Raw genomic sequence first — 20,092 nt, 5'->3', positions numbered from 1 at the left:
AGCTTACTTCCATCGGAGTATCAGCGAGCATTTCCTTTTCGTTGCACTTGCAAACATGCGCGACGAACTCTCTGTATCTCCAGTTTCCGCTCGGAGTTTTGTAGGGACGAATAATTTTTATTAACTGGATAATCTCGCCGCAAACGGGGCATCTCTCGCCTCTTGGACCAGTCCCCTTGGCTATTTTATCCATGAATGTTCGCTGTTTTCTCTTACCCATATCTCGCCTCCTTCCAAAACCCAATTCTAATATCATCATACTTTTTGTCAAGAATAAATTGAAAAAATAATTGCTAAAACTATATTATGCGGAAATGGACCTTATAATAGCCGACAAAGTAAGCTTTTCCTATGGTTCTAACGAGATATTCTCGGATGTGTCGTTAACTATAACTGATTCAACGCGCCTTGCGCTGGTCGGAAGAAACGGATTGGGAAAGACCACTTTACTTCGCGTTCTTGCCGGGGAGTTAGAACCCACATCGGGAGAGATATTCAGGAAAAAGGGGCTAAAAATAGCATTTCTTAAACAGGAAGAAAGGCTCGAGGGCGAAGATAAGCTTCTTGATGCTGTCCTTTCACAAGATGCGCGCTGGTGGAAGCTTTACAAAACATTATCCTCTTTTGACAACGATGGCGAAAATATGGACAACCTGATGGCTGAATTTCAGGCACTCGGCGGGTTCGCGCGAGAAAGCAGGGCAAAAGAAATTCTTGGAAAGCTTGGTTTCAAAGAGGAGCATTTCGAAAAGCCTGTTAATCTTCTTTCGGGTGGTGAAAAGAATCGTGCTGCAATAGCAGCTATGCTCGTTCTGGAGCCTGATATTATGTTTTTTGATGAGCCGACCAATCATATCGATTATGATGGACTCGTGTGGCTTGCGGATTTCCTGCGCAACTTGAAGAAGCCCTTTGTGCTTGTCAGCCACGACAGATTTTTCCTCGACCTCGTAGCGGACAGGGTCGCCGAACTTTACGAAGGCAAATTACGCATTTTCGTGGGCAATTACTCGAGTTTCGAGAAGCAGAAAAGAGAACTTATCGAGAAGCAGGAAAAGCAATATAAACATCAGCAGCAACTGATAAAGAGAACCGAAGAATTCATTAGAAGAAACATCGCCGGGCAGCGAACCAAACAAGCGCAATCGCGTATAAAAATGCTTCAGCGGCTCGAGCGCATAAAGGAGCCCATATACGATAAGGGTTTCAGGATAAAGCTTGATATAAAACGGCGAAGCGGCGATAAAGTGCTCGAAATAAAGAATCTGTCCTACGCATATGACGGTAACAAATTATTTTCGGGTTTTAGCACGGTCGTGGGCAGAGGTGATAAAATCGGAGTCGTCGGCAGGAATGGTTGCGGAAAGACCACACTTCTGAAGCTTATATCAGGACGCCTTCCTCTTATTGAGGGGGAGATAAAGCTCGGAGCTGGTGTTGTTGTGGGTTATTACGCTCAGGACTTCGATGACCTCGACGATTATTCAACGCCGCTTGAGGAGATTCAAAAGCTTGCACCGCAAATGACATACGAGGAAGCGATGTCATACCTTGGAGCGTTCTCGATAAGTGGTGACGATGCTAAAAGGCTAATAAAAACATTTTCTGGCGGGGAGCGCTCAAGAGTCGCTCTGGCAAAGTTATCACTTGTTGGAGCGAATTTTTTGCTTCTTGACGAACCCACAAATCATCTCGACATTAATTCCCGCAAAATTATTGAGGATGCGCTAAAAAAATTTGAGGGAACCGTTATCGTCGTGTCTCACGATAGATTTTTCCTCGATGCAGTAGCTCAAAAAATCTGGGCTTTCGAGAATGGGACGATAAGAGAATACTACGGCAATTTTAGCTATTATCTGAGTAAAAGATTGCAAAGACAAACATTAAGGCGAAAAGTTAGTGTGAAGAAAACTGAGCCGAGGGAAACTTCGGAAAAGCAGCTTAAGAACAAATTACGAAAGCTTAAAACTGCAATAATGGAGCTGGAAAAACAAATCGAGGAGCTCGAAAAAGAGCGAGAAAGAATCCTTTCGCTTATGGGACAACCTTTTGTTGTGAAAGATCCGCAAAGAATAAAGTCGGTTTCACATCAATTTGAACTAATAGAAACAGAACTTAAAAGTTTGTGGTCGAGGTGGGAACAGAATTCCATTGAACTTGAGGAGATTATGGATATTCTTGGTGTTGAGGAACGATGAGAAACGGGAAAATGAAAATTTATCTTTCGATTCTGCTCGCAACGATTGTGTGCCTTGTATCCGCGATAGGTATCAGGATTTCGCCCGCCACATTCCTTGTGCAAAATGTTCCCGTAGGAGAGTTTTTCAGCATAACCAAAAAGTATGGCTACATTATAAGAATCAGCCAAGTCCCTGCCAGTGGCTATTATTCTCTCACAGTCAAGAAACCCTCAGAGGATGGACAAACTGCAACGGGTTTTGAGGACATACCCGATGTCAGCTGGTTTTATCTTGAGCGAGAAACTCTTTACATAAGCAATGACTCAGCGGTTACATGCTCTATCGGGGTTAACTTTCCTGATTCAGCCCCTCTTTACAACAGGCACTTTCTCGTCGGTGTAGAAATAATGCCCATTCCTGAGTCAGTTAGAGGTAATTTATTGCTTTCCGCTGAGCTTCTGTTTCGCATCGAGACGGAACCCAAAGCTGGCATAAAGCCAAAAATCAGCCCTGGTGAATTCGTTTTTGTGCCGTCAGCAGTGGATTTTGACCCACTTCGCCCCAATGATACAGTAACGGTCGAGGTCAAGTTGTTTTCGGGAGAAAGCACACTATGTCACCTTTCCCGCCTCGACCCTGAAACACCCGTTGCCAGAAAAACCATCCTGCCAACTGTGGGATATATGCGCATAAAGGAGTCCGTGATAGAGTTCCCGGAAAGCGTGCTTGCGACACCACAGGGCGCGAGCATACCGATTAGCCTGAAACTGTCCGGTAAACTTCCTCGTCCTCGGCTTGAGGAAATAATAGTCGCCAAGGCAGATTCTGCGGTTGTTGCCTTTCTCAGGGTTCGTATGCGAAGGATGAAGAATTACGAAATGCAAGTCATACCAAGGTAGGTTGATTCCTTTCACCAAAGTGTATTTATATACTACTTTCTCGCCTCAAACTCTTTTCTTATCCTATCGAGCTCCTCGAGCGTTTCCACATAAACTTCTCGTGCCTTGCTTCCCTCGAATGGTCCGACTATGCCCATCATCTCGAGCTGGTCTATTATCGATGCCGCACGGGTATAGCCTATTCGTAACTTTCGTTGAAGGTGCGAGGCTGACCCTTTTTGCGATATTACCACTATTTTGGCTGCTTCCCAGAAAAGTTCGTCGAGTTCACTCAGGACCTGCCTTTTAGCCAGCTCTTCTTTGAAACTTATCACTTCGCTTTGAGGGTTTGGGTATTTCTTCAGGAAAGAGACGAGTTCGGTGGTTTCCTGAGTTGATATGAATGAGCCGTGAATTCTTATTGGCTCCGCCAGCCTAAACGAAAGGTAGAGCATGTCCCCCCGCCCGAGAAGCCTTTCTGCACCTTGAAGGTCGAGAATTGTGCGCGAATCTATTTTGCTTCTTACTTTAAATGCAATCCTCGTTGGGAAGTTAGCTTTTATTATGCCTGTGACTACATCCACCGATGGTCTTTGCGTAGCGATAACAAGGTGTATTCCCACCGCACGAGCCATCTGTGCAAGACGAGCTATAGGCTCCTCAACTTCATTAGCAACAGTCATCATGAGGTCGGCAAGCTCATCGATTATTATAACGAGGTATGGCATTTTGTTCCCAAGATAGGGTTTCTGCTTGATTAGATTGTTGTATTCCGCAATGTTTCTCACCTTGTGGGCGGACAAAACCTTGTATCTTGCTTCCATCTCGCTTATCGCCCAGTTAAGAGCAGCTGCGGCCTCTTTGTTGTCGACTACTACCGGGGCAATAAGGTAGGGAATATCATTGTATATCGAAAGCTCTATGCGTTTCGGGTCGATAAGAAGAAGTCTCAGGTCCATTGGCGTGAGCTTATAAGCAAAACTGGTTATTATCGAATTTATGCAAACTGATTTGCCCGACCCAGTGGCACCTGCTATCAGAAGGTGAGGCATCTCCGTTAGGTCCTCAACAACAGGTGTTCCGGATACATCCATTCCCAGAGCCAGCGGAAGTTTTGCTTTGGTATTCCTAAATTGTGGCGACTCAAGAACACTTCTTATGTAGACTATATTTGGTTTGGGGTTCGGGATTTCTATTCCCACAGTGCCCTTTCCCGGAAGCGGTGCTACTATTCTTACATTTTGAGCCTTTAAAGCCAGCGCAAGGTCATCCTCAAGCGCGACAATCCGCGAAACCCTCGTCCCCGATACTGGTTCAAACTCGAATCTTGTTATTATAGGACCAGGTTTTACCGCGACTATCCTGCCAGATATCTTGTAAGTCTCGAGTGCGGACTTTATTTTTTCTGCCATCGAGGCAAGCTCACTCTGTGGAATCATCGCGGGACCTATTGGCGGCGGAGTAAGAATTGACAGTGGCGGAAACTCAAAAGGAACCTTCGATAGATTTATAAGGGTACCAACAGTCGGCTCAAGTTCCTCCTCCTTCGGTTTCTGGACTGTTATTTCTGGTTCTATGGATTCCTTCACGATTGACTCAGTTGTTTCTGCTACTGGTTCTTTTTTCGCCTTGGTGATAGGTTTCTCTTTCTGAATGATCGCTGGTGTTTCCCTCGGGAATTCGTGATCTTCTCTTGGTTTAACAAGCTTATCCTCAGCAGTGGTAGGTACTACCGGCTCTGGGCTTATGGGCTGGACAGTTTCTTCGCGCAAAACCTTCGACTCTGTTTCCGCAGCTATTTTTTCAGCTTTCTTGTGTTCAGGTTCTATTCTGGGTATCTCGGCTATTTCCTCTTCATGTTTTTCTCCAGGTTTGCCCGTTCCGCCTAAGATGTCGAGTAAGCCGGGGATGTATATTTCGAGCCCATTTATTGTTGTGGTTTCAGGTTTGCCTTGAGGTTTGCGATGAGGTTCATGTGTGTCCAAGGTTTTTTCTCGTGGTTGCGAAACTGAGATTTCGGGAACAATGTCGGGTATGCCCGGCGGACTTTCGTCTATAGTAAACTCCTCTTTAGCTGGCGGTTGTGTTTCTCGTCCGACGACGAAGATTTCGTCGCTGAAGTAATCGAATGTTTCTACTGCTGGTCGGCGGTGCGCTCTGAGCACTTCCTGGCGCTTTATGAACTCGTCAAGCATACTTTTCCGTCGCTGGAATTTGGCTTTCACCCGCTCGTTCATATGAGTTTCCGTCAATGTTTTTCGGAGTTCAGGTTTCTTGGGAAGAAGCTTTGTTAACCTCGAGAACCCTATTTTTGTAGCCCAAAGGAACCAAGCTACAAACACCAAAATAGCAATCACAGCGCCACCAAAACTGCCAAGTTTCCCCAGAATTGATGCCATAACTTCACCGAGCTTACCAGCAAAAATAGATGCCTTCTGACCAGCAAGACCACCCACAAGTATCGATATCGCAAAAAGCCACCCGAAAACATAAAGACACTGAATTACTATCTTTTTCGTGTTCCAGAGAAGCAGTCGACCCACTCCAATGAGTATTATTACAGCGGCCAGAAGGAAACCAAGGTATCCAGCCAGGCCGATTGTTTTCATTGCGAACCAGGCTCCGAGAGGACCCATGATGTTGTTCATGTGTCGTGGCGGGCTTATGAAGCTTTCGCCTGGGAAAATGTCTGTAGGGTCATGCGTAACGAGCGACAAAACCATAAAGACCCCAATCAAGATTAGTAGTATGCCGGAGATAAATCTCATTTTAAGCCTTGAAAATAGATGATTCAATTGATATTTTAATCTTGACAGCATTATTTGCAATAAATATTTTTGCGATTTGTATTGGGGGTGTAGCTCAGTCGGTAGAGCAACGGCCTTTTAAGCCGTGGGCCGGTGGTTCGATTCCACCCACCCTCATAATTTTAATCTAAAAAGGTCTTTTGAAATGGTCAACTCCACCGCCAACAGGATAAAAGCGTTTTCCCTTACATTGCTCGTTATTGCTTTCGATAGACTAACCAAAGCTGAAGCGTTAAAAAACCTGAAACTCTTTGACTCTGTGGAAGTTATCGGTAACTTTGTGCGGTTCACACTTGCGAAAAACCCCGGTGGGGCATTCGGAACGAGGATAGGAAACAATTATGTTTACATTATTGCAGCGATAGTTGCGGGCGCGCTTCTTATCATATGGCTTTTCGAGAAGAAAAGCTCCATAGCGCATGCCGCTGCGATAGCCGTCATACTGGGCGGCGCGATAGGTAATCTCTGGGACCGAATAAAGTATGGCGTAGTGATAGACTTCATCGATGTTGGCGTTAAAAACTTCAGATGGCCAACTTTTAATGTTGCCGATTCAGCTATAACTGTTGGGATAATAATATTACTGGTTGCCGAACTTTTCTACGCTCCGAAAGCTAAAAAGGCTGAGTAGTCGTAATCGATACATGCATGAGGTAGTTTACATTGGAAGCGATGAGTTCTCCGCTGCTATCCTTGAGAAACTTGCGGAATCCGGGAAAATAGCGATAAAAGCGGTAGTTACTTACCCCGATTCACCCAAGGGGCGCGGACATAAGCTTGTTCCCAATCCGGTAAAGGTTGTAGCACAAAGCAAGTCTTTCCCCGTTATTGAGGCTCTTGATGTCGCATCCCCTGAACTTCACAGAAAGCTTAGGAGCCTGAATGTTGATATTGCGATTCTGGTGTCCTTTAAAATCCTTCCGAAGGAGTTTCTCGCTGTTTTCCCGAAGGGCATAATAAACCTTCATCCGTCGCTTTTGCCCGACCTTCGCGGCGCTGCGCCGGTTAACTGGGCAATAATTTTAGGGTATGAACGCACAGGGCTTTCGACCTTTCTACTTGAGGAAAAAGTTGACGCGGGAAGAATTCTTTTGCAACGCGAGATTACCATTGGTCCCGATGAGACAGCCGGAGAACTTTATTCGAAAATGGTTGCACCGGGTGCGGAAATGCTAATAGAAAGCGTTTACGGCTATCTCGATGGTTCCATTAAGCCCACTCCTCAAACAGGAGAGCCTACTAACAGAGCTCCCAAAATAAGACGGGCTCATAGGCTTATAAGGTGGTCAAAACCAGCTTCTGAGGTTCATAATCTCATAAGAGGACTCTCACCAAAACCTGGGGCGCTTTGCGTGTTTAGCGGAAAAACTGTTAAAATCCTGAGGACGAAAGTTATAACGAAAAGCGGAAAAAACGAACCGGGCATGATAATTCCGTCAAAGAACAAATTAATCGTTGGCTGTTGCGAAGGCAGTCTTGAGATCGTTCAAATTCAGCCAGAGGGTGGCAAAATCCTTTCGGGCGAACAATTTCTGCGTGGTTATTTAAAAGAGAGTATTGGTGCTAAATTCGAGGAAATCCCCGAATAATGAAGAGACTGAGAATTATATTTTCAACGACGCTTGGCTGGAATCCCGGGGACGAATTTATACTGTTTGGCATTCGTAATCTTTTATCCTCTCTTGGTCTCAAATTTGACGAAATTATATATAATCGCCATCCTATGATACGAACTAAGTCCGATGCGATTAATCGCTTACTTGCGCTTGGGGCATATCTTTTCGCCGATAATCCTGATATGCAGCTGAGGAGGCTTCTTTCTGGACGATTCGAATTTATGGATAACTCGTTTAAAAAAACGAGCCAAAAAATCGCCGATTACATCATTATAGCGGGCACGCCTGAATGGGCTGGACCACGCAATGAAGAGCTCTTATCCTGGGCAGTGGAGAACAAAGTTCATGGTGCGCTTGTTGGGGTTGGACTTAAAAACAAGCTAACCAAGAATGCAAGAAGGTTCCTTTCTGAATTCGCCGAGCTAATCACAACGCGTGATAACGCCGCATACGAGCAATTAAAAGCTTTCGGAGCAATAAAGGGCGTATGTCCAGCGCTTTTCGCGGCACCGGAGACTAAAAAGGTGGAGAGAGTAAAAGACATAGCCATAGTATTTCAAGGAAAGAGACTATGGGCTAATTCCATACCACCAGGGGTTTTTGATGCGTTGTTGCCGGTTTATGCGAAGCTTATTCACGACTTTGATGCGAAAATAGTTTGCCATCACTTCGCGGATTTTAAAGAAGCGATCGCTGTCTTTGGAAACGGCACAGAAGTGATATACACGACGAATTCTTCGGAACTACTTCATTTATACAAAGATTTTGACCTTGTAATAGGGACCCGTCTCCACGGTATAGGGGCTGCTGCTTCGTGGGGAATACCAGGAATTCTAATTCGTCACGACCAGCGAACCAGCGAAAGCAGTTCTTTTAACGAGATAGTGGTTTCCCCAACGGACGATATAATAAAAATAATTGAGGAGTGCGACTGGCAGAAACGCTCGGAGCAACTTGCAAAACACAAGGCGGATTGGCTGAAAAGGATGAGAGAGCTTCTCTTGCGAACATCTCTCAGTGCCTTTGTTGAGAGCAGGTGAGGCTGTGTTATAGTAAAATCTAAACGATAAAATTGTTTTGCTGAGAATACGAAATTGTAAATTATTTAAGACTAATGAACCAAAGGAGTGAGCCATGAAACTTCACGAATATCAGGCGAAGGAACTTTTTAGAAGATTTGGTTGCCCTGTTGAGGAAGGCAAGATTGCAACGACCCCCGAGGAAGCAGAAGCTATAGCCAAGGAACTCGGGACTGAAGTAGTCGTTAAGGCACAGGTATTAGTAGGCGGTCGAGGTAAAGCAGGTGGGATAAAAATTGCCAAAACCCCCGAAGAAGCTCGAAAGCACGCTGAAAAAATACTCGGGATGGAAATAAAGGGACTTAAAGTTAAGAAAGTTCTGGTTACGAGAGCTGTGGACATAAAGCACGAGGCGTATCTTGGTGCGATACTCGATAGAAGAACCAAGAAGGTTGTGATGATGGCATCCCCGGAAGGCGGGGTGGATATCGAGGAGGTGGCTCGTCGCTCGCCAGAAAAAATTTTCAAAATCGAAATAGACCCATTCTTGGGTCTTAAACCGTATGGCGCACGCTACCTTATGGAGAAAATTTATGATGACCCAGAGGTCGTAAAGCAGGGTATAGACATTGCGATAAAAATTTACAATACATTCATTGGCGTTGACGCTTCACTTGCTGAGGTTAACCCGCTGGTTTTGACCCCTGAGGGCAGGCTTGTCTGCGTTGATGCGAAAATAGTTCTCGATGACAATGGGCTTATAAGGCATCCAGAATTTCTTGATTGGCGTGACCCAGACGAATACACCGAAGACGAGGTTAAAGCAAAGGATGCAGGACTTTCGTTTGTTAAGCTTACTGGCGACATAGGGTGTGTTGTGAATGGTGCTGGACTCGCTATGGCAACTATGGATTTAATAAAGCACTATGGTGGAGAACCAGCTAACTTCCTCGATGTCGGTGGCTCGTCGAATCCACAGAAAGTGGTTACTGCACTCGACATAATAACTCGCGACCCGCATGTTAAAGTCATATTTTTCAACATTTTTGGTGGAATAACCCGCTGCGACGATATCGCCAATGGAATAGTCCAAGCTATAGAACAGTTCAAGCCAAAGGTTCCGATAATAGCCCGTTTGGTGGGCACGAATCAGGAGCAAGCGCACGAAATCCTCAAAAAGGCAGGCATACCCGTTTTTTCGACCATGGACGATGTCGTGAAAGAAGCGGTGAAAATAGCCAAAACTGGTTGAAATTATTTTGACGCAGTCGATGTGACTACCGTCGTTTATAGTTGACATAATCTGTTAGTTTAATCATATTTTCCCCAAATGAAATTCTGGCTTTTGAAATTTCTGATTATTATAGCACTCCAGTCGTATGTAACAGGTCAGGATACACAGCCGAAAGATTCCTTATCGCAGCAGGAAGCTATAAAAGGCGACCTTATGAACATATCCGAAATTAACTCCTCAAAGAGTGACTTTGCACCATTTATAATGCCTGATGGCAAAACGCTTTACTTCTCCTCGACCCGTGACGGTGGCTTGGGCGGCGAGGATATATATGTCTCACATTGGACGGGGATAAAGTGGACGATTCCCGAGAACCTTGGCAAACCAATAAACTCGCCAAAAAACGAGGGCGCCATGTGCTTCTCACCCGACGGAATGGAAATGTTTATAACTATTTGCGGAAGGAAAGACAGCTATGGGGGTTGCGACATCTATGTTTCGTATAAGGTTGGCGATAGCTGGACCGAACCGGAAAATCTTGGCAGCAATGTTAACTCAAGCTGGTGGGACGGTCATCCATCGCTTTCAGCGGGTGGAGACACGCTGTTTTTCGCGTCGGATAGGTTCGGCGGATATGGTGGTCTCGACATATACTACTGTGTTAAAACTGAAAAAGGCTGGTCTAAAGCAAAAAATCTCGGCTACCCTATAAATAACGCCCGCGACCAAACATCACCATTTCTTCATCTCGATGGTGTAACTTTTTACTTTTCTTCCTCAGGACATGGTGGACTTGGCGGTCTTGATGTCTTTTTCTCGAGGCTTGACACGACGACCGGTGAATGGGGGAAACCTCTTAACCTTGGTCCACCGATAAACACTAAAGGCAACGATTATTTCTTTTCCGTGCCTGCCTCGGGAGAGTATATCTACTTTGCGTCCGACCGTCCCGGGGGCTATGGCGGGTTTGACATATATTCATATCCACTCAAAAAATGGCAGAGGCCTACGCCTATCGCAACATTGGTGGGAGAGGTTATCGATGCCAAAACTGGGAAACCAGTATTCGCAGATGTGAAGATAGAGCGTTTGAAAGACGGCAAACTACTCTCCCAGCTTAAAACTGATTCACTCACTGGAAAGTTTTTCGTTGTTCTGCGTGCAAACGAAAAATACGGAATTTCCGTTTCAGCCGATGGCTATGTTTTTACATCTGAAAATTACGAAATAAAGCTTGAGGAAGGGTATAACGAAATACATCAGGTATTCAAGCTTGAACCAGTTAAAGTTGGCGCAAAGATTAAGCTTGAAAACATATTTTTCGACTTTGCCAAGGCTGAGCTAAGAAAGGAGTCGGAGGCAGAGCTAAAACGGGTGGCTGAACTAATGGAGAAGTATCCTGAGATGAAGATAGAGATTCAGGGTTTCGCGGACTCCATAGGGACGAAAAAGTTTAATCTGTGGCTTTCGCGTCAGCGGGCAAAAGCGGTTTACGACTGGCTTGTAGCACACGGTGTTGAAGCAAAAAGAATGAGCTATAAAGGTTTCGGCGAGGAAGAGCAGGGCGCAACCGAAGAGGAACTACAAAAAAGCAGAAGAGTTCAATTTAAAATAATCGAAGTTGGGCGAAAAGTTATAAACGACAAAGCCAAGGATGAAAATAAAAAGGAGCAGAGATGATAATATTTAAGTCATATAATAAAACTATTTTCGGGGAGATAATTCATCTTTTCGGACCAGTTAAGTCCACTCAGCATGAGGCGAGGAAAATACTTTCGGTTCGCAAACCGCCTTTTATTGTGATCGCGGACGAACAGACTAACGGCTATGGAAGGCGCGGCAGTAAATGGTTGTCTCCACCCGGCGGACTTTACCTTACATGGGTAACAAAGAATGTGGAACAACTCGGTGTAACGCTTGTTATAGCGTTAGCGATAGCCAAAACTGTCGACAGATTCACCGACGGTAAAGTGATAATAAAATGGCCTAATGATGTGTTCATATTGGATAAAAAGTGTGCGGGCGTTATAGCGGAGCTTGAGGGCGAGAACTTGCTTATCGGCGTCGGAATTAACACTGGCGAATCCCCCGAGCCGGAAGAATTTGCTGCGCTAAATCTTTCTGCGCCCGAACGAATGTACTTTTTCAGGGTTTTCCTCGAGATGCTTGCACCACTATGGCTTGAGTTTGTGCAAAACGGACTTAAGAGTATATTGGACGAGTACAACGAATATGCATTGCCCAAGGGGTCATTCATAACCACTCATGCTGGCGATGAAGTAGTTCACGGGGAAATTATCGAGGTTACGGAGCGAGGTTCGCTTTTAATCAAAACCAAAACTGGAACCCGTGAGTTAACAGCAGGAAAAATTATCAAGTCGACATGAGGAGTTTGCTTATAAAAATTGCTTACATTTGCCTTTTCGTTGGTGGCGGGTTTATCGGACTTTTCCTTTTTGACAAGGCTGTGATGCCGCTGGTCGTGGGAAGCGGCAAAGCGTACCCCGTGCCGAATGTGGTTGGATTGAATGTTGATGAAGCTCAGACACTTGTCGAGGAGCAGGGATTTAATTTTAAGATAATAAGGGAGCAATTTTCTGCGGAACTTCCGGCAGGGACTATAATAAAGCAAATTCCTAAGGGTGGAAGCCCAGCCAAAAAGGGGCGTACGATTCGCGTTATCGTAAGCAAAGGCGGCATGATAGCTGTAGTTCCTGATGTTAGAGGTATCCTTTTGAGACAGGCAAAACTCAAACTTGAGGCGGTAGGTCTCGTTCCAGGTGATGTAATCGAACAATATTGCGACACCGTTGACCGTGGATTTGTCATAAGAACCATTCCTGAGCCCGGAGAAACCCTATCTCAGGGTGACACTGTGTCACTTATGGTAAGCAGAGGTTCTGCAACGCAGTTGATAACTGTGCCCAATGTGGTTGGTATGAAGCTTGAGCAGGCAAGAAAGACATTGCAGTCAGTAGGATTAAAAGCAATTATAGTCGTCAGGGTGATACCGGCTATATCGCCCGGTGAGGTTTATCGTCAGGTGCCGCCAGCGGGAACTAAAGTTTACATAGGCAGCGGTGTTAAAATCGTGGTTAATAAGTGGGAGTAAGGATGGGCAAGGTCATAGAAATAGCCGAAAAACTTGCCAAAGATGTTACCAGCGGTTCTGCCTCTATAGCGAAAATTTTCCTTAGCGGCGTTGTAGAACATGGTTTCACGCGCGATGAACTTGAGGAAGCAATTGGATTACTTGTCAAAGCACACCCTGACATGGCGATAATAAGAAACATCGAGCGAAAACTTATAGGCAGCGCTGAAGGCTCTGAATCAGCAGTAGCTAAGGAACTCCTCGATTCTATTGAGAAAGCACCTGAAAAAATCGGAATGCATCTCGTAGCGCTTCTGCCAAAAGAAGCCGTCGTTATAACATACAGCAGAAGCTACACTGTTTTCAAGGCACTTGAGATTTGCGCGAAGGAAGGGCACATTAAACGAGTTATTATTTCTGAAGGACGACCGGATTTTGAGGGCGTTGAGTTCGCAAGAAATTTAGCTGACATCGGCATAAATGTTACTCTTTGCATAGACGCTGCTCTGGGGAGTTTCATCGATGAGGTCGATGCGATAGTGGTGGGTGCAGATGCAGTAACCCCTGCTTTCGTCGTCAACAAGGTTGGAACGCTTTTCCTCGCCCTCGTAGCCAATTTCGAGAACAAACCCATTTACGCGTTGGCTTCGACACACAAGTTTATTGATAAAATGTTGCCAACTAAAACCATTGCCCCAGAAAAAATAATGAGCCAGACTCACAAAAAGATTTTGGTTGAAAGCCCTCTTTTTGAGAGAGTAAGATTATCGCTTTTCTCTGGCATCGTGTCCGAACAGGGTTTGATGGGACTGCCAGAAATATACAAAATAGTCAAACAGGAATGAGCAAAATGAAATTTCTTCCGCCTGAAAAGCAATTCGAACTCATAAGCCGCAACGCTGAGGAGATAATCCCTGAAGAGGACTTAATGAGAAAGCTTGAGAGGTCTTTTTCGACTGGGGAACCGCTGCGGATAAAGCTCGGCTGTGACCCCTCTTCTCCTGACCTGCACATTGGTCACGCTGTCGTCTTGAGAAAACTGCGAATTTTTCAGGAACTTGGGCATCAGGCAATATTGGTTATAGGGGATTTCACGGCGATGATAGGTGACCCGTCAGGCAGAAAGAAGACCCGACCACCCTTAACTTTCGAGCAAACGAGGAAAAACGCCGAAACATATGTCAAGCAGGCAGGGAAAATTCTGGACACGAGAAAGCTCAAAATAGTTTTCAATTCCGAATGGCTTGGCAAAATGACTTTTGCTGATGTTATAAAGCTCGCTTCAAAGTATACCGTTGCGAGAATGCTTGAGCGTGACGATTTCGAACTAAGATATAAGGAAGGAGTGCCAATATACATCCACGAGTTTCTTTATCCATTAGCGCAGGCATACGATTCTGTCGCTCTACGCGCTGATGTTGAGCTCGGTGGAACAGACCAGAAATTTAATCTGCTTCTCGGGCGCGAAATCCAGCAGAACTATGGTATAGAACCTCAAGTTATAATAACTCATCCGCTTCTCGTGGGAACTGATGGGAAAATGAAAATGTCAAAGTCATACGGGAACTACATTGCTCTTGAGGACCCACCGGATGAAATGTTCGGTAAGACCATGTCCATACCCGACGAGCTTATTATGGACTACTTCCGCCTTGCGACTGAGCTTGGCGCAGATGAACTTTCGGAGATAGAGCGAAAACTTTCCGACCCTACAGTGAATCCCATGGAACTGAAGAAGCGCCTTGCATGGGAAATAGTGCGGATTTACCACGGTCCCCAAGCTGCTGACAGGGCTAAAGAGAACTTCGAGAAAGTATTCTCAAGAAGGGAACTTCCCGAGGAAATGCCCGAATTCATTGCGAATAAAGGCGAAAGAATTAAGCTTGTGGATTTGCTTTATAAACACGGGCTCGTTCCCAGCAAGAGCGAAGCCCGAAGGCTTATAAGGCAAAATGCGGTCAAAGTAGAAAACGCTACGATAAACGACATAAATGCTGAAATCATTGTTGAAAAAGAGCTCGTAATAAAGGTAGGGAAGAGGCGTTTTTTAAAAGTATTGCCCAAGGATAACTGAGAGGGCTGATGAGCAAAAAGATAAAATTTTCTGATGCTTTCCTATTTATATGTATTTTCCTTATCGCTTTTATTTTATACACGCTGACATTATATCCTACCGTTGCACTTTCAGATTCAGGCGAGCTCGCAACAGTGGCTAAAGTGCTGGGGATACCACATCCCACCGGATACCCTCTTTATACCCTTTTGGGAAGATTATTTGTCATGATTTTCGGATTTTTGCCAGTTTCTCTTGCGACTAACTTGATGTCAGCTTTTTTCGGCGCGCTCGCGTCGGCAATTTTATATCTTTTCCTCCGGGTTATCGGTGCAAGAAAATATACCGCTTTATTAGGCGCAGCTCTCTTTATAGTGAGTCGGGTAATGTGGGAACAAGTTGTTTTGACTGAGGTTTATACCTTAGCGATTTTTCTCTATCTTTCAGCGCTTACTACTCTCTTTTCGTGGACTTCATCAAAAAATCCCCGCTGGCTTGTGCTCTCAGCGTTCTTTTGGGGACTATCATTTGCTCATCACATGAGTGTTATCCTGTTCGTCCCCGCGATAATATACCTTTTGATAGTTTATAGACGGCAACTAAATTTTCGCATAACGCTTGTATCTGCGCTCTTTTTCGTTCTGGGGCTGTCGGTGTATCTTTACCTTCCGATTCGTGCAAGCCTTAATCCCTTAATGAACTGGGGCGCTCCAAGCACATTTGAGCGTTTCTTCCGTCACCTTACTGGCTGGCAATATCGAGTGTGGATGTTTTCAAGAACCGCTGAACAGCTTAAAGCCGCTCTGGCAGATATGGTAAAAATAATAGTGAAAAATTGGAATCTACCATCTCTTATGCTAATCGTCTTATTGTGGGTGTTAGCTGCGATTCGGAGAACAAAACTACTTTGGGTAATGCTTCTTATAATTGTCTTCGACGCTATTTATGCGCTCAACTACACGATACCTGATATTTCACCGTATTATCTGCCTGTGGTATTAGCACTGTCTGTTGGTGTTTTGGGGATAGATACGATAAGACTGCGCTTTATAAGGACGGCATTAATAGTGCTTGTTATTGTGGCGGTGGTGTTTTCAGCGCAGAAGAATTTCCGCATATGCAACCATAGCGACGACTGGAGCGCTTGGGAGTTTGGGGCGAATGTGTTGTCGCCTGTTCCCGCGAACTCGCTTATTATGGTGAGTAACTGGGATATGTACGCGACCGCACGATATCTCCAAGTGTGCCACGACATAAGAAACGATGTAGCAATACTGGACTTCAATCTTTTGAGACGGTCGTGGTATGTCGAGGAAATCTCGAAGGACCCAAGGTTTGCGTTCGCACTTCAAAAAATAATGTATTTCAGGGATAGAGTTTTGCCGTTCGAGCGCGGGGAAAAATTTGACCCTATGATTATTCAGGATGCTTTCGATGCGATGATAGACGAACTTCTGATGAGATGGCCCTACCCGGTGTACGCACACATAGCTGAGTTGAGCTACATGCAGAAGTATAAGGGAATTCCCGAGGGGTTGACATTCAGAGTTGATGAGGATGGTCACTATCGTTTTCTGCCGCCGTGGTTCTTTGAGCATAAAAATACTGTAAGAAGGCGGTTGCGCTGGGACGAGAGACAAAAAGTGGTTTACGGGGTTTACCCTGCTATGTTTATGAATAGAGCGGTTTATCTCGTTGCCAATGGCAGGCTTGCTGAAGCGGAAGACTACCTGCAAACAGCGCTTCTTTTCAACCCTCTTGACCCAAGACTTCTTAAACCACTTCTGGCACTTCAAATAGATAGAAACAACCTTGTGGGTGCAAAGAGAACATGGGAAAAACTTATGATGGTGCTTACGCCGGGCGAAATTCAGGCCATGAGGACTGACATAATAAGCCGTTTCGGTCGCATCCCATGGGAATATTGATAGCTGGTGTTTGGCTAAATCACTTGCGACAGGATGAGAACTATACTAAATTTTTCCACAGTCAAGCCAGAGGTTTGCGATGAAAAGACAAAGAACACTTGCACGAGAAATAACGCTCGAGGGCATTGGTTTGCATTCAGGCGAACTTTGCAGAGTTACATTTAAGCCTGCACCCGCGGGGACATGGTACAAATTCATAAGAACCGACATAGCCCCTGAAGTTGAAATCCCCGCAATAGTGGATTACGCAGTCGATGAGCTCGTGCGAGGTACAATCCTTGAGAGGGATGGGGTCCGCGTCTCTACTGTTGAACACCTTCTTGCTGCTCTCTACGGGATGGAGGTGGATAATTGCATAATCGAACTTGAGGGACCTGAACCACCTGTACTTGATGGAAGCTCAAAACCTTTCGCCGACGCCATAATGGAAGCCGGTGTTGTGGAGCAAAATCAAGAAAGGTATGAGCTACGGATAGACGAGGTAATACAATTCTCGGACCCCGAAAGGAAAACTGACATTCACATAATTCCGTTCGATGGCTTCCGCATTACCCTGATGATCGATTATGCCAATCCTGCTCTCGGTACGCAATACACGACTCTGGAATCTCTGGAGAAAGAATTTTACGAGGAATTCGCCCCCGCGAGAACATTTTGTTTTCTTTCCGAGGTAGTTCAGCTTCGCCGGCAAGGGTTGATAAAAGGCGGCAAGCTTGACAATGCAATCGTTATTATAGATAAGGAGCTCACGGATGCCGATATAGAATTTCTGAGGAGCAATTTCGACATTAATGAGGACGACAAAATATTCGCTGGAAAAACTGGCATACTTAACGACATAAAGCTCAGGTTCAAAAACGAGCCAGTGAGACACAAAGTTTTGGATTTGCTTGGCGACCTGGCGCTTCTTGGGGCGTATATACGGGGTCACATAATAGGAGCACGCTCCGGGCATGCAGCTAATGTCGCACTTGTCAGGATGCTGAAAAAATACCTCGATAAAAAGCGTATTGCTGCTCAATTCGGAAGGAGCAAAATCGCCTTGCTTGATATAACAGCAATCCAGAAGATTTTGCCGCACCGCTATCCGTTTCTTCTTGTTGACAGGGTAATCGATTTCGAGCCAGGGAAATTCGCAGTGGCGATAAAGAATGTTACTTTCAATGAGCCTTTTTTTCAGGGGCACTTTCCGGAACACCCGGTAATGCCTGGAGTTCTCCTTATTGAGGCTATGGCACAGACTGGTGGTTTTCTTTTGATGCGTTCCGTTCCGAATCCTGATGAGATGGTTACATACTTCGTAGGAGTTGACAAAGTAAGGTTCAAGAAGCCGGTCGCTCCCGGGGATCAACTCGTGCTTAGAGCTGAGATGATATACTTTAAGCGCAAGATTTGCAAATTCAAGGGTACTGCTACTGTTGACGGCACGGTGGTTTGTGAGGGAGAATTTACCGCAACTGTTGTGCCAAAGCGCAAAGAGGAGGACGATGTCTCGTAATCCATTGCAGGAATGGCATGAGGAGTTCTGGCGCAAGGTTGCTGAAATTGTGAAGGCAGAAAAGCTGACGCTTGAAAACATAACTGAATTTTTCAAGTACGAAAATCTTTCGAGGCGTTATCCCGAGTTTTGTCCGCTTTTTCCACAAAATACCATTTGCCACAGGAAACCTTCAGCAGCGGATTTTAACTGCCTGTTTTGTGCGTGCCCATACTTTGAATTTGAGCTTTGGGACGACGATGCCAAAATGTTCGGCGGCTGCAGGTTGCACTCAAGGCTTGGGAAAAGGAACGATTACGGTTACTGGGACTGCACGGATTGCTGGTTCGTTCACCGAAGCGAATGGGTACAAAATCATCTCTCACTTTTACCAGAGGTGGTGATTGAAGCTCTTAAAAGGAATAGAAATGAAACATAATAATCGCCCCCGGCAGGATTCGAACCTGCGACCCTCGGATTAGAAGTCCGATGCTCTATCCAGCTGAGCTACAGGGGCATTTTGCAGAATAATACATATGAACAAAGAGGGAAAAATCAAGAAAAAAGAGATTACTCGTTCGAGTGTAGAGAACATCACGATTACGCGAATTGTGGTTGGACCACTCGAGACGAACTGCTATATACTGCAGAACAGCAGCAAGGACGCGCTAATAATTGACCCCGGTGATGAGGGCGAGAGAATAGTTACCAGAATAGATGAACTTGGAGCCAATCCAAGGGCGATAATTCTTACACACGGACATTGCGACCACATCGCGGCGGTGCCAGAGATAGTGGAAAAGTTTAGCATACCTGTTTTTGCTCATCACGATGAACATGCTATTCTATCCTCGCCGGACAAAAATCTTTGCGTTACATTTGGTATTGAGCTGTCGCTTAGGGCAAAGGAAATACCCGCTGACCTTCGTGAACTCGGATTTCCCCTGAAAGTCATTCATCTTCCGGGGCACACGCCGGGAAGCATCGGACTTCTTGGAGATGGATTCCTGATAAGTGGTGATACCATATTTGCGGGTGGCGAAGTGGGAAGAACCGATGTTCCATCAGGGGATTCAGAAAAGCTTGCGAAGTCGATAAAACTTTTGCTTAATTTGGACGATGAACTCATAGTTTACCCTGGACACGGCGGGCGATTTATTCTGGGCAACGAAAAGAGAAAACTTAGGCAAGTGTTGCCAATGCTTATTGATGGATTATTGTGACGGTAGCAAATTGAGGTTTCAAATGTGGAGGACAAAATGGTGACAATAATCGAAAGATTTGAGAATGCAAAACGAACATTCTATGCTTGGAGCGATAGTCTTCCGGTGGCGAAGAAGTTTTTAGTTTCTTTCGTAATGGCATCGATAGTGGGATTGTTGGCTCAAATTCGTGTTTACCTTCCATGGACTCCGGTACCCATTGTTGGCTCTGGCTTGGGAGTTGTTATCTCAGGTGTGATTCTTGGCGGGTCATGGGGTGCTGTGAGCATGCTTATTTATGCTCTTCTCGGGTTTGCTGGTGTGCCCTGGTTTGCGGGTTTAAAGGGCGGACCTGAGGTTCTTTTCGGACCCACGGCTGGTTACATTGTCGGTTTTATTTTCGCGGCTGCGTTCGTTGGATACCTCACAAGAATGTCTGGAAAGTCGAGGAGTTTCGTGAAAATCCTGCTTATAGTAGCGGTTGCCAACTTCATTCTCATTTACATTCCGGGGCTTATCTGGCTCAAACGATGGTTTCTTTTCTCATGCCACAGAGCATTAAGCATCAAGGAACTTCTCTTTTTGGGAGCATTGCCATTCGTCCCGG

The 20,092-nt window shown here is 45.3% G+C and carries 18 protein-coding genes and 2 tRNA genes; 17 read left to right on the top strand and 3 right to left on the bottom strand.

Going from position 1 to position 20,092, the window contains the following annotated elements; translation table 11 throughout:
• A partial coding sequence (locus tag J7J62_00265) for a hypothetical protein (GenBank protein ID MCD6123594.1) occupies window positions 1–220 on the bottom strand: 220 nt, incomplete at its 3' end.
• 94 nt (window positions 221–314) lie between these two features.
• On the opposite strand from J7J62_00265, the gene J7J62_00260 reads away from it, so the two are divergent.
• Together J7J62_00260 and J7J62_00255 are read left to right on the top strand one after the other, a co-directional pair.
• Entirely contained in the window at window positions 315–2,198 is a 1,884-nt protein-coding gene (locus J7J62_00260; protein ID MCD6123593.1) for an ABC-F family ATP-binding cassette domain-containing protein, read from the top strand.
• Window positions 2,195–3,079 carry a hypothetical protein gene (locus J7J62_00255; GenBank protein MCD6123592.1) on the top strand — a complete coding sequence of 295 codons (885 nt, stop codon included), beginning with the start codon at window positions 2,195–2,197 and terminating at the stop codon, window positions 3,077–3,079. Before J7J62_00260 ends, J7J62_00255 begins: the two co-directional genes overlap by 4 nt.
• Before the next feature lie 32 nt (window positions 3,080–3,111).
• Here J7J62_00255 and J7J62_00250 read toward each other — a convergent pair whose 3' ends face one another.
• Complete coding sequence (locus J7J62_00250) at window positions 3,112–5,781, bottom strand: DNA translocase FtsK 4TM domain-containing protein (protein ID MCD6123591.1); 2,670 nt, start codon at window positions 5,779–5,781, stop codon at window positions 3,112–3,114.
• Window positions 5,782–5,909: 128 nt separating this feature from the next.
• On the opposite strand from J7J62_00250, the gene J7J62_00245 reads away from it, so the two are divergent.
• From J7J62_00245 to J7J62_00185, 13 genes are all read left to right on the top strand, one after another.
• A tRNA-Lys gene (locus J7J62_00245) sits at window positions 5,910–5,982 on the top strand.
• 28 nt (window positions 5,983–6,010) lie between these two features.
• Window positions 6,011–6,496, top strand: coding sequence for a signal peptidase II (gene lspA, locus J7J62_00240; GenBank protein MCD6123590.1), 486 nt, complete (start codon window positions 6,011–6,013; stop codon window positions 6,494–6,496).
• A gap of 13 nt (window positions 6,497–6,509) precedes the next feature.
• Window positions 6,510–7,454 (top strand): methionyl-tRNA formyltransferase, encoded by a 945-nt coding sequence (gene fmt, locus J7J62_00235; protein MCD6123589.1) that lies wholly within the window; start codon window positions 6,510–6,512, stop codon window positions 7,452–7,454.
• Window positions 7,454–8,521, top strand: a complete 1,068-nt coding sequence (locus J7J62_00230) for a polysaccharide pyruvyl transferase family protein (GenBank protein MCD6123588.1) — start codon at window positions 7,454–7,456, stop codon at window positions 8,519–8,521. Before fmt ends, J7J62_00230 begins: the two co-directional genes overlap by 1 nt.
• Window positions 8,522–8,615: 94 nt before the next feature.
• Entirely contained in the window at window positions 8,616–9,752 is a 1,137-nt protein-coding gene (gene sucC / locus J7J62_00225) for an ADP-forming succinate--CoA ligase subunit beta (protein MCD6123587.1), read from the top strand.
• A 78-nt stretch (window positions 9,753–9,830) separates the two neighbouring features.
• The gene (locus J7J62_00220; GenBank protein MCD6123586.1) at window positions 9,831–11,414 is read left to right on the top strand and encodes a PD40 domain-containing protein; all 1,584 of its coding nucleotides are present in this window, start codon (window positions 9,831–9,833) and stop codon (window positions 11,412–11,414) included.
• Window positions 11,411–12,121, top strand: coding sequence for a biotin--[acetyl-CoA-carboxylase] ligase (locus J7J62_00215; protein ID MCD6123585.1), 711 nt, complete (start codon window positions 11,411–11,413; stop codon window positions 12,119–12,121). Before J7J62_00220 ends, J7J62_00215 begins: the two co-directional genes overlap by 4 nt.
• 5 nt (window positions 12,122–12,126) lie before the next feature.
• Entirely contained in the window at window positions 12,127–12,846 is a 720-nt protein-coding gene (locus J7J62_00210; protein ID MCD6123584.1) for a PASTA domain-containing protein, read from the top strand.
• 2 nt (window positions 12,847–12,848) lie between these two features.
• Window positions 12,849–13,670 carry a hypothetical protein gene (locus J7J62_00205; protein MCD6123583.1) on the top strand — a complete coding sequence of 274 codons (822 nt, stop codon included), beginning with the start codon at window positions 12,849–12,851 and terminating at the stop codon, window positions 13,668–13,670.
• Window positions 13,671–13,675: 5 nt separating this feature from the next.
• On the top strand, window positions 13,676–14,899 hold the full coding sequence (locus J7J62_00200; GenBank protein ID MCD6123582.1) for a tyrosine--tRNA ligase: 1,224 nt from the start codon (window positions 13,676–13,678) through the stop codon (window positions 14,897–14,899).
• An 8-nt stretch (window positions 14,900–14,907) separates the two neighbouring features.
• Window positions 14,908–16,806, top strand: coding sequence for a DUF2723 domain-containing protein (locus tag J7J62_00195; protein MCD6123581.1), 1,899 nt, complete (start codon window positions 14,908–14,910; stop codon window positions 16,804–16,806).
• A gap of 79 nt (window positions 16,807–16,885) precedes the next feature.
• Window positions 16,886–18,304, top strand: a complete 1,419-nt coding sequence (locus tag J7J62_00190) for a bifunctional UDP-3-O-[3-hydroxymyristoyl] N-acetylglucosamine deacetylase/3-hydroxyacyl-ACP dehydratase (GenBank protein MCD6123580.1) — start codon at window positions 16,886–16,888, stop codon at window positions 18,302–18,304.
• Window positions 18,294–18,722 (top strand): hypothetical protein, encoded by a 429-nt coding sequence (locus J7J62_00185; GenBank protein MCD6123579.1) that lies wholly within the window; start codon window positions 18,294–18,296, stop codon window positions 18,720–18,722. Before J7J62_00190 ends, J7J62_00185 begins: the two co-directional genes overlap by 11 nt.
• 4 nt (window positions 18,723–18,726) lie before the next feature.
• Here the strand turns inward: J7J62_00185 and J7J62_00180 are convergent.
• Window positions 18,727–18,800: transfer RNA gene (locus J7J62_00180), tRNA-Arg, on the bottom strand.
• A gap of 19 nt (window positions 18,801–18,819) precedes the next feature.
• On the opposite strand from J7J62_00180, the gene J7J62_00175 reads away from it, so the two are divergent.
• Both J7J62_00175 and J7J62_00170 read left to right on the top strand, forming a co-directional pair.
• Window positions 18,820–19,506, top strand: a complete 687-nt coding sequence (locus tag J7J62_00175) for an MBL fold metallo-hydrolase (protein MCD6123578.1) — start codon at window positions 18,820–18,822, stop codon at window positions 19,504–19,506.
• A 36-nt stretch (window positions 19,507–19,542) separates the two neighbouring features.
• A partial coding sequence (locus J7J62_00170; GenBank protein MCD6123577.1) for a biotin transporter BioY occupies window positions 19,543–20,092 on the top strand: 550 nt, incomplete at its 3' end.

It is taken from the genome of bacterium (assembly GCA_021159335.1).
Lineage (GTDB): Bacteria > UBP14 > UBA6098 > B30-G16 > B30-G16 > JAGGRZ01.
The sequence above is the reverse complement of the archived record's forward strand: the minus strand, read 5'-3'. Positions and strand labels throughout refer to the sequence as shown.